Below are 12,618 nucleotides of genomic sequence, written 5' to 3' on the forward strand. Positions count from 1 at the left end.
ACTTACCTGCAGATTTAGCTGCTGAATTAAAGCAATTAAGTCCTGCTGACCAAGAAGACGCTTTTTATCAAAACTTACCATTTGGAACTGCGGGAATGCGGGGACAAATGGGTGTTGGAACTAACCGCATTAATGATGTGATGGTGGCCTTAGTTACTGAAGCCCTGGCCGCCTACATTGACCAAAACGGCCAAGCAGCACAAGATGCTGGGGTCGTGATTGCCTTTGACTCTCGTCACCATTCAGAAGACTTTGCCAAGGTTGCTAGTCAAGTTTTGTCAGCCCATGGTATCAAGGTTTACCGCTTTTCATCATTGCGGCCAACACCAGAATTATCATTTTCAGTTCGCCACTTAAAGGCCTTTGCTGGAATCATGATTACCGCTTCGCACAATCCCAAGCAAGATAATGGTTACAAGGTTTATGGCGCTGATGGGGGCCAGATGGTTCCCGAAGCTGTTCAGGCCGTTATCGATGGCATGGCTGCGGTTGAAGATGAATTTTCAATCGCCCGTGACCAAACGGAAAAGACAGTTCAAGTCGTTGATGATGACTTGGACCAAGCATACTTAGCTGAAGTTAAGACAATTTCAGTTGACCACGACTTGATCAAAAAAGAGGGGGCGGACTTGAAGTTCGTTTACTCACCATTGCACGGAACTGGTCAATACATTGGTGAAAAGGCTTTGCAACAGGCTGGTTTTACTAACTACACCATCGTCAAGGAACAAGCCGAATTAGACGGTGACTTCCCAACGGTTAAGAAGCCTAACCCTGAAGATCCAGCCGCCTTGTCATTGGCGATTGAATACGCCAAGCGAGAAGAAGCCGACTTGGTTGTGGCCACTGACCCCGATGCTGACCGAATGGGTGCTGCTGTTCGATTGGCTGATGGGACTTACCAAGTCTTGTCAGGGAACCAAATTGCTGGGTTGATGGTGAACTACCTCTTGTCAGCTAAGAAGAAGCACAATGCCTTGCCTGATAATGGAGCCATTGTGACCTCAATCGTTTCATCTCGCTTTGCCAGTGAAATTGCGAAGAGCTATGGTGTGGCTACCCTTGATGTCTTGACTGGCTTTAAGTACATCGCGGCGATGATTGACCGCTTTGAAGAAAAGCATGATTACACTTACCTCTTTGGTTTTGAAGAATCATTTGGTTACTTGGTTAAGCCATTTGCCCATGATAAGGATGCTATCCAGGCCTTAGTCTTGTTTGCTGAAATGGCAGCCTACTATAAGGAACAAAACATGAGCTTTGCTGATGGTTTGAACGTCTTGTATGACCAATTTGGTTACTTCGAAGAAAAGACCTTGGCCTTTGATTTTCCTGGCGTGAATGGTCATGAAGAAATGTCAGCCTTGATGACGAAGTTCCGCGACCAAAGCTTGGAAACGGTTGGCGGTCAAATGGTTTTGGCCACCCAAGACTTCTTGGCCCAAACTCAAGTTGACCGTGCCGGTGCCGTCAAGACCTTGCCACAACCTAAGGCCAATGTTTTGAAATACTGGTTGGCCGACGGATCATGGATTGCCTTGCGTCCTTCCGGAACAGAACCAAAGTTGAAGCTTTACATCGGCGTTGTGGCGGATAGCCAGGCCGAAGCCAACGATAAGGTTGCAGCCATTGAAGCTGAAATGGGCGGGCAAATTAAGGCCTGATTATTCCAGACCGAGTCACCCTTTACAAAAACCTGTCGGTTTTGTTATAATTGATTTTGGCTATAAAGCCATAAATTAACGGTAATCCGCTGTGCGTTAGTCCAAGGACAAGTGTATGATTCCCGATTAGGAGAAATGACCATGCGTCAAAACAACATTTTAGAAAAGTTAACTTCAAACCAATTGCGGAACGATGTTCCTGAATTCCGTGCTGGTGATTCAGTACGTGTTCACGCTCGTATCGTTGAAGGAAGTCGCGAACGTGTTCAGCTCTTTGAAGGAGTTGTTATCAAGCGTAAGGGTGCTGGTATCCAAGCAACTTATACTGTTCGTAAGATTTCATCAGGTGTTGGTGTGGAACGTACATTCCCACTTCACTCACCACGTGTTGACAAGATCGAAGTTACTCGTTTGGGTCGCGTTCGTCGTGCCAAGCTTTACTACTTGCGTGCTTTGCAAGGAAAAGCTGCTCGTATCCGCGAACGTCGTATCGACGCCAAGTAATTCGAGTGAAAAGCTACCACTTTGTGGTGGCTTTTTCTTTTGCCTTAAAAATCGACGTGTCTCAAAATATCTAACGAGTATTTTTGCAATCACTATTACCTAGTGCTAGTAAGCAATAAAAAAGAGCCTTGGTGGATAAACCAAGGCTCTCGTAGTTCAAGTTAAGATAATGATGTTCTTGTAAGTATTATGAAGAAAAGTCAGTGTCGTAATAGTGAGTTGTATTTGTATCTTGCGCTGCACTATCTAAGTCAGCTGATCCAATAAAATTAGCAGTTCCGTTGTAGGTGAAGCAATAATTCTTATCAGTCGGCTCAGCTGTGAAAATTTGGAAAAATCCTTGGCGAGCGTATGCGGCCACAACATTTTGTTTGGTTCCGTCGATTGTTAGTTGAGTATGCCAAAACTGAACACCATCTGGGTATAATCCGCCTCCTGAGTAAGAAGGCGGATTAATGGTACCACTAGTCATTGGAATAACATTTGAACTATGGCCGATATATGCTTGAATATTTTTGATGGTAGTAGTGGTTCTTTCGGACAAGCCATAATCTACTTGCCCGTGCTGCATGTCATAGGGAAGGACTTTAAAACCATAGTCTGTTTCATTTTTTGTGATGGTTGGGAGCTGGCTTGTTGAACTAGAGTTGTCTGCATAATCGGATAGTGATGAAGACTGGGAATCAGATAGAGATGAAGACTGAGAAATAGCATTAGCTGACTTTTGTGTACTAATTTGATGAGAACTTTTATTTGATGAGACTGTATTCTTACCAGATTTTCCGAGCGCATAGGCACCTGTACTAAGTGCAACAAATAATACGATGAGGGTCAAGATCAAGACCCAGTGATGATGCTTTGGAAGGGGCTTGTTACTTCTTTTTAATTCTTTGTTTTCCATTGGGACTCCTTAGACGTAATTTTTAGCATTAATATGTTAAAAACACGATTAAATAAATAGTTCACACTTTGATTTTAATCTATTGTTATTCTAAATACAAAATTAAATGAACCCTCTCAGGTTCAATGAGATGACTTGGTGATGGATGATTAATTTCAAATGAATGCTAATACTAAGCCATTTATCGTCCATGCTAGTTCTACTTGCTTTTCAAATGCCAGTACCATTTGCTAGGATATAGGAAATTAGTCAGCTTTAATAATAGGAGAAAGAGATGAGCTTTCCAGAAGATATTAAGAAATTAAGGATAACGAAAAAATTAACCCAGCAGGAACTAGCTGAACAGTTGCATGTTAGTCGACAGACTGTTTCAACTTGGGAAACTGGCAAGAATTATCCAAACCTTGATACTTTAAGAGAACTTAGTCAATTATTTGATGTCTCTTTTGAAAAATTAGTGTTTGGAGAAAACATCATGGCAGAAGCTGAACAAAATATTGCGACAAAAGTCGATAAGGACTTGGTAAAAAAAGGACGGTACAAAAGGATTTCAATCGGCTTGGGAACGATTGTGGCACTCTTAGTAGTTTGGGTTAGCACTTTAACGGTTGGCTACCTGCGGGGAATTCCGACTATTGACCGCTTTAATCCTTTTTTGTCCTATACAACCGCCTATACCAAACTGCCAAGTGATCAGACAATTAGCCTGAAAAGTAAGAATAATGGTGAGTGGACCGCTTGGTTTACTGATAATGAAATGGGCACCCAGTGGTCAAAGCTAACTCTGCAAACGGGTAGTAATCCAGGAGTGACTGATCCGTATGTAATGGTTTACCATAAGGGAAGCTTTGTTAAAACGGCCCAAATTATTCCTGGAAAGTCTGTCAGCGACCTGTCCAAAAGTAATTTGAAGGCGTTACAAAGGCTAGAAAATGACAAAAATCCGATGATGGCTAAGGACGTTAAAAAATTAAAATCCAGCATCCATTTGTCGATGGGGATTCATGATTCAACAAATTAAGTCAGGAAAGTCGAACTCCTGCGTCAGTTATCTTTAAGGCCAGCACTTTGATTAAACCTATCTCAATGCTATAATGAAGACATAGAAATCGTTGAGGCAATGGCCTCGTTGGAAAGCCTCTGGGTGCAACCGGGGCTTTTTCTTTTGTCAAGAAATATAGCCAGAAAGGGGGATGACCATGGCCGAATTTTTAGAAGCGCTGGATGAGCGAAAGATATTACATGTTGATTTGGATGCCTTTTATGCCCAAGTGGAAATGCGGGATAACCCGGCCTTGCGCGACGTCCCCCTGATCATCGGGAGTGATCCAGACCTCCATCACGGTCACGGAGTCGTGGCAACGGCCAATTATATTGCCCGCCAAGCTGGGGTTCACTCGGCGATGGGGTCGATTGAGGCCAAGCGGGCCTGTCCCGATGCGGTCTTTGTCACACCCGATTTTGAGAAGTATCGGGCAATTTCGAGCCAAATTCATGAAATCTTTGCTGATTTTACGACCAAGTATGAACCGGTCGCCTTGGATGAGGCCTACCTCGATGTGACGGCCAATCCCTTAGCACCGGCAACATTAGCAGCCAAATTAAGGCACAGAATCTGGTCGGAATTGCATTTGACCTGTTCGGTGGGCGTCTCTTACAACAAGGTCTTGGCCAAGTTGGGATCGGAACACCACAAGCCTAATGGTGTGACGGTCATTAGCCCCGATGTGGCCATGGACTTCGTGGCGGCCCTGCCCATCAAGGAATTCCGTGGGGTCGGGAAAAAGTCCCAGGAAAAGTTTGAACAGCTGGGCATCAAGACCGGGGCCGACTTACGGGCGATGAGCCAAGACGAACTCCGGGTGCACTTTGGGTCTTTTGGTGATCAACTGTATTGGCAGGCCCGGGCGACCCACTTTGGGCAAGTCAAGGACCACCGGGTCCGTCAGTCGGTTGGTAAGGAGGGGACCTTTGAGTTTGCCATCCATGACCGGTCGCAGGTGGCGGTCACCTTTAAAAATTTGGCGACGAAGGTGGTTGCCAATATGGAGGCCAAGCACTTGGTCGGTCGAACCCTCAATATCAAGGTCCGTGATGACCAGTATAAGACCCTGACACGGTCGATTACCCAGACGGAACCCTTCTTGCTGGATGCCGATTTCTTGGCCCGTCAGGCCCAGAATATCTTTGACGAACTCTACCCCGATACCTTCGCCATCCGCCTCCTGGGACTGACCTTTTCCAACGTTAGTCCCCAGGCTTTCCAGTCGATTTCACTCTTTGATTTGTAAGGGAAGGCTCATCAATAAATTAAACTTTATGAAATCTGGGGCTTTTTTTCCTCTCAGGTCAAAATCCTGTATAATGAAAGATAGTAATAAAAGTTGAAAGGGCAATCATGGCCAAAATTCAAGAAGATATCTTAGCACAAATCAAGCGGTATGATACCATTATCATCCACCGCCACCAACGTCCTGATCCAGATGCCTATGGGTCACAATTAGGGTTACAAGCCATCTTAAAGGCGTCTTTCCCTGAAAAGAAAATCTATGCCGTCGGCAAGGAAATTCCTGGCCTGGCCTGGATTGGGGATGGCAAGCCATTAGCAGATGAAATTCCAGATTCAGCCTATAACAAGGCTTTGGTGATTGTCTGTGACACGGCCAATGACCCTCGGGTCGATGACCAACGTTGGCGCAATGGTTTGGAAGTTGTTAAGATTGACCACCATCCCAATGTGGAACCTTACGGGGATTGGCAGTGGGTTGAGGATGAAACCTCAGCTACTTCTGTATTGATTTACCAGTTTTACCAAGCCTTGGCTGACCAGGGCTTGAAGATGACGCCGGAAGCCGCTCGCTACCTCTATATCGGCATCATCGGTGACACTGGTCGCTTCCTGTATTCGTTGGACCAAGAAACTTTTGAAGTTGCTGGCCAATTGATTAACTATGGCTTTGACTACCAAAAGGTCTACAATGCCATGACAACTTTGTCAGAGAACGCGGTTAAGTTCTCTGGTTACGTGATGCAAAATGTGAATGTCTTGCCATCTGGCTTTGGTTACGTGGTCTTGAAGCGTGACCTGATTAACAGCTTTGATCTCGGCAATGCAGGGACATCTTTTGTTGTCTCCATCCCATCACGGATTGACAAGGTGAAAGCCTGGGCAATCTTTGAAGAACAAGAAAATGGCGACTACCGGGTCCGTCTCCGCTCACGGTCTGTTGTGATTAATACAATCGCACAAGACTTTGATGGCGGTGGCCACCCAATGGCCGCAGGTGCTTGGGCTTATGATGAAGCTGATATCCAAAAGGTCATTGACCGGGTGGATAAGGCTTTAAAAGCTAACCAAGCGAAATAAATTTAAGGAAATTTTATGACAAGTTCAAACCAACAATTTGGTGAATATAATTTAAAACCAGAAGTGCTGGCGGCTCTAAAAGCCATTGGCTTTGACCAACCGACACCAATCCAAGCTCGCTTAATCCCAACGATTTTGCGTGGTGGGGATGTGGTTGGTCAATCACAAACCGGGTCTGGTAAGACCCACACTTTCTTAGTCCCAATTTTTAACGCCTTGAAGCCTGAATTGGCTCAAACTCAGGTAGTGATTGCCACTCCTTCACGGGAATTGGCCGCACAAATTGCCAAGGCTGCCCGTGAATTTGCGGAAAAGATGGAACTCGTTAAGGTCTCAATTGCCGAGTACGTTGGGGGAACCGATAAGGCCCGCCAAATCCGTCAATTGGAAAAGCACCAAGCCCAAATCGTCATCGGAACTCCGGGACGATTGAAGGACTTGGTTCAAACCGGGGCCTTGGTCGTTAACCAAGTGCGGACACTGGTCGTCGACGAAGCCGACATGACCATGGACATGGGCTTCTTGAATGAAGTTGATTTCTTGGCCGGCGCCATGCCAAAAGACTTACAGACGTTGATTTTCTCAGCAACAATGCCTGAAAAATTAAAGCCTTTCTTGAAGAAGTACCTATCAAACCCTGACTTCCAGACCATTCCAACCGAAGCGACAATCGCTGATACGATTGACAACTGGTTGGTGCCAACGAAGTCAAAGAACAAGGAAGAAGTCATTGACAAGTTGTTGTCAATCTTCAACCCATACCTAGCTTTGATTTTCACCAACACCAAGGAACGGGCCAAGGAATTGGCCGCTCACTTACGTGGTCGCGGCTTGAAGGTTGCCGAAATTCATGGTGATATTCCACCACGTGAACGTCGTCGGGTGATGAAGGGTGTCTTAAACCTCGATTACCAATACGTTGTGGCCACTGATTTGGCTGCTCGTGGAATCGATATCCAAGGTGTATCACACGTCATCAATGATGGTGTGCCCGATGAATTGGAATTCTTCGTTCACCGTGTTGGTCGAACAGGCCGGAACAAGATGGCTGGAACAGCCGTGACTTTGTACGGTCCTGATGAAGAAGACCGGATTGCTGATTTGGAAAAGTTTGGGGTGACATTCGCCCACAAGCAAATCCGTGGCGATGAAATCGTGGATGTTAAGGACCGGAAAGCCCGTGTCCAACGTAACGCCACCACAAACAAGCTCGACCCAGAAATGGTCGGGATGGTTAAGAAAAAGAAGAAGAACGTTAAGCCTGGCTACAAGCGCCAAATCAAGAACAAGATTAAGCGTAAGCGCCAAATGGACCACCGAATTGAAATGCGACAAGACCGTCGTAATACTCGTCGCCAAAACAAAGAAGGCAACGATTAAAAGCAAAAGCCTCCTAAGAGTACTCTTGGGAGGATTTTTGTGTCTATGACAGTTATTCGAAAAAATATGAGTACAAAAAAGGGTCAACTAACAGCTGTTAGTTGACCCTTGATACGTTAAATTAACTTATCGGCGGCGATTAGCATCAATATCTTCGCGCGTCTTTTGTTGGAGTTCTTTACCAAAGTCGAGCAATGAGTTCGTGATAGATTGTTCCAATGAAAGTGATTCTGCTGATTCACTTTCGGGAAATTCGATTTCGGTAGCGGATTGGCTTTCAGCTGGGTCAGCCAATTCAGAAACGGTTGTTTCACTTTCAACAAGTGGAGCAGGCTCTTCAGCTGCAGGTGTTGAAGTTTGTTGCCAGTCATTAATCGAAATAGCAGGTTCAGCTTGGCTGACAGCACTTTCACTGGTTTCAGCGAGGGCAGTAGGTTCAGTGACTGCGGCACTAGTGCTAGTTGGTACGTCTTCGACGACCACTTCAGTTACCAATTCTTGGAGTGGGGCTGGGGTAGCCGCAATTTCTTCGGCTTGGTCTAAGAAATGGTCACGCATGGCCATTTGTTCTGAAGAAGTCAGGGCAGAAATCTGATGATCCATATCCGTCAAAATGGTAATGACAACAACTTCTTGCCGACTTGAAATTTGGACGGTTCCTTCGGAGATAGCTTCATCTTGTTTTTCCACTTGCTGAGCGATAAAACCAGCTTCAAGTGAAAAATCGGCTTGCGGATTGGTTGCTAGGCGGTCGTGAACAACTGGGCCGGACAAAAGCCATTCCTGTTGATCAGCAGCCTGGTATTTTAAGGTCAAATCACCAAAGGCAGCCTTAGTAAAGAAGTCAGGAAGGTCAGCGCTAGTCTCAATTGGGAATTGACGGGCTAATTGTTTACCAGCCCAGTAAGTGATGTTAGCATAATCGTCGGTTAACAAGTTTGCTAAAAGGGCATCACGTAAAAGTATTGGAGCAAAGGCATCAACCGTTCGGTTGGCTGCAGTTTGGTTCTTGGCACTAGCATTTGACATAAGTAAAGATTCCTTTCTATCCGTTATTATAGCAAAAAGTCGGGCTAAACAGGGTGAAAGGCTTGCATTTTGTCTAGAACGGTTGATAATTATAAATATGAAGAACAATAATAAAACAATTGGAATGATGGATTCAGGAATTGGGGGGCTCACCGTCTTAAAAGCGGCTGCCCAACAAATGCCAAATGAATCAATTGCGTATGTCGGCGATACGGCACGCATGCCTTATGGACCACGAAATCCAGCCGAAGTCGCGAAGTTTACTCGACAGATTGCGGACTACCTGATTCAAGAACACGATATCAAGGCCTTAGCGATTGCCTGCAACACTGCTACTGCCTGTGCCTTGCCGGGACTGCAAGCCGAATTACCAATCCCGGTCATAGGGGTCATCGATTCGGGTGTCCAATCGGCTGTTAAGACCAGTCAGAGCAAAAAAATTGGGGTGATTGCGACCCAGGGAACGGTTGATTCTGGTCAGTACCAGGCGGAAATCAAAGCCGCAGTTCCTGACAGCCAGGTCTTTGCTCAGGCTGAACCGGACTTTGTCCAATTAGTTGAGCAAAACCGCTACCAGGATGATGATGTGCCAGCCTTGATGGCTGACCATTTGGCAGCGTTCAAAGAAGAGGGGATTGATACCCTGGTTTTGGGCTGCACTCATTTTCCACTCTTGGCACCGGCCATTCAAGAAGCCTTAGGACCGGACGTTACCTTGGTTGATCCTGGGATTGCGACCGCCGAGCAATTGGCTAAAATTTTGCAAGACCAAGGGTTAGATGCCGACGATAACCACGAAGCTAACTACAACTTATCCACTACTGGATCGGTAGAGACCTTTAGCGAGATTGCCAGCCAATGGTTGGGTCAGGAACACGATTGGCACTTCAATCATCTAGACTTACCAAGCCAAGATTAAAGCGTTCACTGTAACGTTAGAACTAACGATTAAAAGGAAAAATTAATGCCACGACTAATTATTGCGACAGGAAATGCCCACAAGGTCCAAGAAATCAAGGATGCCTTGGATCAAGCCGACCTTGATTTTACGGTTTTGTCTTTAAAGGACTTAGAGACAGTACCGGAAATCATTGAGGATGGAACGACCTTTGCGGAGAACGCCCACAAGAAGACAGCCGCTTTGGCCGCAGCTTACCCAGCAGACTACATCTTGGCCGATGATTCTGGCTTAATTATCCCAGCTTTGAACGGCGAACCAGGGGTCTACTCAGCCCGCTATGCTGGCGACCACGATGACCAAGCCAATAACGAAAAGGTTTTGACCAAGTTAGCTGCTCTTGATGGTGGTGACCGGTCAGCCCACTTCATGACGGTAATGGAATTAGTCGGTCCGGGAAAGGAAGACTTGAAGGTCAGTGGCCAAGTTGATGGTGTCATCACGACAGAACCAGCCGGTGACAACCTCTTTGGCTATGACCCAATCTTTTATTATCCCGAAGCCGGCAAGACCTTTGCCCAGATGACGGTTAGTGAAAAAAACGGTCTTTCACACCGGGGCCGGGCCTTGGAAAAGTTATTGCAGGCTCTGCCAGAATGGTTGGCCAAGTAAGCAATTTAATTAACCCAATAAATTAATAAGCTCGGTATTCACATTTAGAATACCGAGTTTTCATTTGCTGGTGATTTGAGGGTAATCTTGGACCGAAGTTCCAGAATAAATGCGTTATAATAGTAATAATGACTGAAGAAAATCCACAATTTAACACTTGGTTTGAAAGCCAAAATGCTACGGACGAACTGTTACGAGACGTTGCGGCCAATGAACGGGACCACCAAGATGAACTCTCATTGCGGCCCAAGTATTTGCGTGAGTATATCGGCCAGGGAGCCTTGAAAGAGGAACTGGCGGTTTATTTGCAGGCGGCCAAGATGCGGGAAGAGGCCTTGGACCACGTCTTGCTGTTTGGACCACCCGGACTTGGGAAGACGACCTTGGCAATGATTATCGCTAACGAGCTTGATGTTCATTTGAAAACGGCATCTGGGCCAGCGATTGAAAAGGGCGGTGACTTGGTAGCCTTGCTGAATGGTTTGGAACCAGGGGATGTCTTGTTCATCGATGAAATTCACCGTCTGCCAATGAACATTGAAGAAATGCTCTATTCGGCGATGGAAGATTATTTTATCGACATCATGGTCGGCCAGGGGCCAACGGCTAGGGCCGTGCATTTTCCTCTCCCACCCTTTACCTTGGTGGGAGCAACTACTCGACCAGGAATGTTGTCGAAGCCCTTAAGGGACCGGTTTGGCATTATTAACTCCTTGGAGTACTACCAACCCGAAGACCTCCAACAAATCGTCAAACGGACGGCCGATATCTTTGAAGCACCAATTACGGAAGATGGGGCCTATGCCGTGGCTTCCCGGTCGCGGGGAACACCACGAATTGCCAACCGCCTTTTGAAGCGGGTTCGTGACTTTGCTCAAGTGGCCGGGGCGGATTCGATTGATACCGACCTAGTGGAGATGGCCTTGGATAAGCTCCGCGTTGACCAAAAGGGCTTGGACGATACCGACCACAAGTTGTTGAACGCCATGATTGATTTTTACCATGGTGGTCCGGTCGGCTTGAATACGATTGCCGCCAATATTGGTGAGGAGTCGGATACCCTGGAGTCGATGGTCGAACCCTACCTCCTCCAATTAGGCTTTTTAAGACGGACACCGCGAGGGCGGGTTGTGACTGAGGCGGGATACCGCCATCTCGGTCGTCCCGTTCCGGAAGACCTGGCTTAAACCTAGTTGGTCGAAGAATAATTAACACAAGAATTGAAAAAAGAGATTTATGACTGAAGAAAAACATTACCAATTAGCAGATTTTGACTACGACTTGCCGCAAGAGTTAATCGCGCAAACGCCACTAAAGGACCGGGATACTTCCCGGTTGTTGGTTTTGAATGCGGAAACTGGGGCCTATGAAGACCGCCATTTTTATGACATTTTGGACTACCTCAACCCCGGTGATGCCCTAGTGATGAACAACTCCCGGGTCTTGCCCGCTCGCTTGCATGGTATCCGTCCTGAAACCGGTGGTCATGCCGAAGTCTTGCTCTTACGCCAAGACCACGATGACGTCTGGGAAACGTTGGTGAAGCCAGCGAAGAAGTCACCAATTGGGTCAACCATCCTCTTCGGGGATGACCCTGAAAACCCGGTCATGACTGGAATAATCGTTGGTGAATTGGAACACGGCGGTCGCTACGTTGAATTTACCTACAACGGGATCTTCATGGAACGGCTAAACGAATTGGGTGAAATGCCTTTGCCACCATACATCAAGGAAAAGTTGGCTGACCAGGAACGGTACCAAACGGTTTATTCTAAGGTTGATGGTTCTGCTGCGGCCCCAACGGCCGGCCTACACTGGACACCAGAATTACTACAAAAGGTGGCCAACAAGGGCGTTGATTTGGTCGAATTAACCCTCCACGTCGGGCTGGGAACCTTCCGTCCGGTCGAAGAAGAAAACATCGAAGACCACCAAATGCACTCAGAGTTCTACCAGTTGACAGCCGAAGCGGCTGCCCAATTGAACGCAACTCGGGCCCGCGGTGGCCGGATTGTGGCGACGGGAACGACTTCGATTCGGACTCTGGAAACCATCGGTTCGAAGTTCGAAGGTGAGATCCAGGCCGACTCTGGTTGGACCGACATCTTTATCAAGCCGGGTTACCAGTGGCAGGTTGTGGATGCCTTCATTACCAACTTCCACTTGCCTAAGTCGACCTTGGTGATGTTGGTTGCTGCCTTTA

Annotated in this window: 12 protein-coding genes; 10 read left to right on the forward strand and 2 right to left on the reverse strand. The window is 46.6% G+C overall.

The features are described 5' to 3' along the window. Together AOQ29_RS04800 and rplS are read left to right on the forward strand one after the other, a co-directional pair. Positions 1 to 1,664, forward strand: a 1,664-nt coding sequence (locus tag AOQ29_RS04800; protein ID WP_061993385.1) for a phospho-sugar mutase, incomplete at its 5' end; no start/stop codon positions are given. Between the two features lie 141 nt (positions 1,665 to 1,805). Continuing rightward, positions 1,806 to 2,168: a 50S ribosomal protein L19 gene (gene rplS / locus AOQ29_RS04805; RefSeq protein ID WP_061993386.1), complete on the forward strand. Its 363-nt coding sequence runs from the start codon at positions 1,806 to 1,808 to the stop codon at positions 2,166 to 2,168. Between the two features lie 187 nt (positions 2,169 to 2,355). Here the strand turns inward: rplS and AOQ29_RS04810 are convergent, their stop codons facing one another. Then, positions 2,356 to 3,069: a hypothetical protein gene (locus AOQ29_RS04810; protein WP_061993387.1), complete on the reverse strand. Its 714-nt coding sequence runs from the start codon at positions 3,067 to 3,069 to the stop codon at positions 2,356 to 2,358. Between the two features lie 274 nt (positions 3,070 to 3,343). Between AOQ29_RS04810 and AOQ29_RS04815 the strand changes: the two genes are divergently transcribed. The 4 genes from AOQ29_RS04815 (at position 3,344) to AOQ29_RS04830 (ending at position 7,816) form a co-directional block, all read left to right on the forward strand. Further along, on the forward strand, positions 3,344 to 4,090 hold the full coding sequence (locus tag AOQ29_RS04815; protein WP_061993388.1) for a helix-turn-helix domain-containing protein: 747 nt from the start codon (positions 3,344 to 3,346) through the stop codon (positions 4,088 to 4,090). Positions 4,091 to 4,268: 178 nt separating this feature from the next. Next, complete coding sequence (gene dinB / locus AOQ29_RS04820; protein ID WP_061993389.1) at positions 4,269 to 5,360, forward strand: DNA polymerase IV; 1,092 nt, start codon at positions 4,269 to 4,271, stop codon at positions 5,358 to 5,360. Positions 5,361 to 5,467: 107 nt separating this feature from the next. Then, positions 5,468 to 6,436, forward strand: coding sequence for a DHH family phosphoesterase (locus tag AOQ29_RS04825; protein WP_061993390.1), 969 nt, complete (start codon positions 5,468 to 5,470; stop codon positions 6,434 to 6,436). Between the two features lie 15 nt (positions 6,437 to 6,451). Further along, on the forward strand, positions 6,452 to 7,816 hold the full coding sequence (locus AOQ29_RS04830; protein WP_061993391.1) for a DEAD/DEAH box helicase: 1,365 nt from the start codon (positions 6,452 to 6,454) through the stop codon (positions 7,814 to 7,816). Between the two features lie 126 nt (positions 7,817 to 7,942). On the opposite strand, the gene AOQ29_RS04835 is transcribed toward AOQ29_RS04830, so the two are convergent. Then, on the reverse strand, positions 7,943 to 8,845 hold the full coding sequence (locus AOQ29_RS04835; RefSeq protein ID WP_061993392.1) for a YslB family protein: 903 nt from the start codon (positions 8,843 to 8,845) through the stop codon (positions 7,943 to 7,945). A 97-nt stretch (positions 8,846 to 8,942) separates the two neighbouring features. Between AOQ29_RS04835 and murI the strand changes: the two genes are divergently transcribed. The 4 genes from murI to queA form a co-directional block, all read left to right on the forward strand. After that, positions 8,943 to 9,764, forward strand: coding sequence for a glutamate racemase (murI, locus tag AOQ29_RS04840; RefSeq protein ID WP_061993393.1), 822 nt, complete (start codon positions 8,943 to 8,945; stop codon positions 9,762 to 9,764). A gap of 45 nt (positions 9,765 to 9,809) precedes the next feature. Beyond that, entirely contained in the window at positions 9,810 to 10,415 is a 606-nt protein-coding gene (locus tag AOQ29_RS04845; RefSeq protein WP_061993394.1) for an XTP/dITP diphosphatase, read from the forward strand. A 128-nt stretch (positions 10,416 to 10,543) separates the two neighbouring features. Continuing rightward, positions 10,544 to 11,602: a Holliday junction branch migration DNA helicase RuvB gene (gene ruvB / locus AOQ29_RS04850; protein ID WP_061993395.1), complete on the forward strand. Its 1,059-nt coding sequence runs from the start codon at positions 10,544 to 10,546 to the stop codon at positions 11,600 to 11,602. A gap of 49 nt (positions 11,603 to 11,651) precedes the next feature. Further along, a partial coding sequence (gene queA / locus AOQ29_RS04855; protein WP_061993396.1) for a tRNA preQ1(34) S-adenosylmethionine ribosyltransferase-isomerase QueA occupies positions 11,652 to 12,618 on the forward strand: 967 nt, incomplete at its 3' end.

It is taken from the genome of Fructobacillus ficulneus (assembly GCF_001047075.2).
Taxonomy (GTDB): Bacteria; Bacillota; Bacilli; order Lactobacillales; family Lactobacillaceae; genus Fructobacillus; species Fructobacillus ficulneus.

Excerpts from the sequence above, each read along its gene's own strand:
- rplS (WP_061993386.1), top strand. The coding sequence starts at position 1,806 with ATGCGTCAAAACAACATTTTAGAAAAGTTAACTTCAAACCAATTGCGG.
- AOQ29_RS04810 (WP_061993387.1), bottom strand. The coding sequence starts at position 3,069 with ATGGAAAACAAAGAATTAAAAAGAAGTAACAAGCCCCTTCCAAAGCAT.
- AOQ29_RS04815 (WP_061993388.1), top strand. The coding sequence starts at position 3,344 with ATGAGCTTTCCAGAAGATATTAAGAAATTAAGGATAACGAAAAAATTA.
- dinB (WP_061993389.1), top strand. The coding sequence starts at position 4,269 with ATGGCCGAATTTTTAGAAGCGCTGGATGAGCGAAAGATATTACATGTT.
- AOQ29_RS04825 (WP_061993390.1), top strand. The coding sequence starts at position 5,468 with ATGGCCAAAATTCAAGAAGATATCTTAGCACAAATCAAGCGGTATGAT.
- AOQ29_RS04830 (WP_061993391.1), top strand. The coding sequence starts at position 6,452 with ATGACAAGTTCAAACCAACAATTTGGTGAATATAATTTAAAACCAGAA.
- AOQ29_RS04835 (WP_061993392.1), bottom strand. The coding sequence starts at position 8,845 with ATGTCAAATGCTAGTGCCAAGAACCAAACTGCAGCCAACCGAACGGTT.
- murI (WP_061993393.1), top strand. The coding sequence starts at position 8,943 with ATGAAGAACAATAATAAAACAATTGGAATGATGGATTCAGGAATTGGG.
- AOQ29_RS04845 (WP_061993394.1), top strand. The coding sequence starts at position 9,810 with ATGCCACGACTAATTATTGCGACAGGAAATGCCCACAAGGTCCAAGAA.
- ruvB (WP_061993395.1), top strand. The coding sequence starts at position 10,544 with ATGACTGAAGAAAATCCACAATTTAACACTTGGTTTGAAAGCCAAAAT.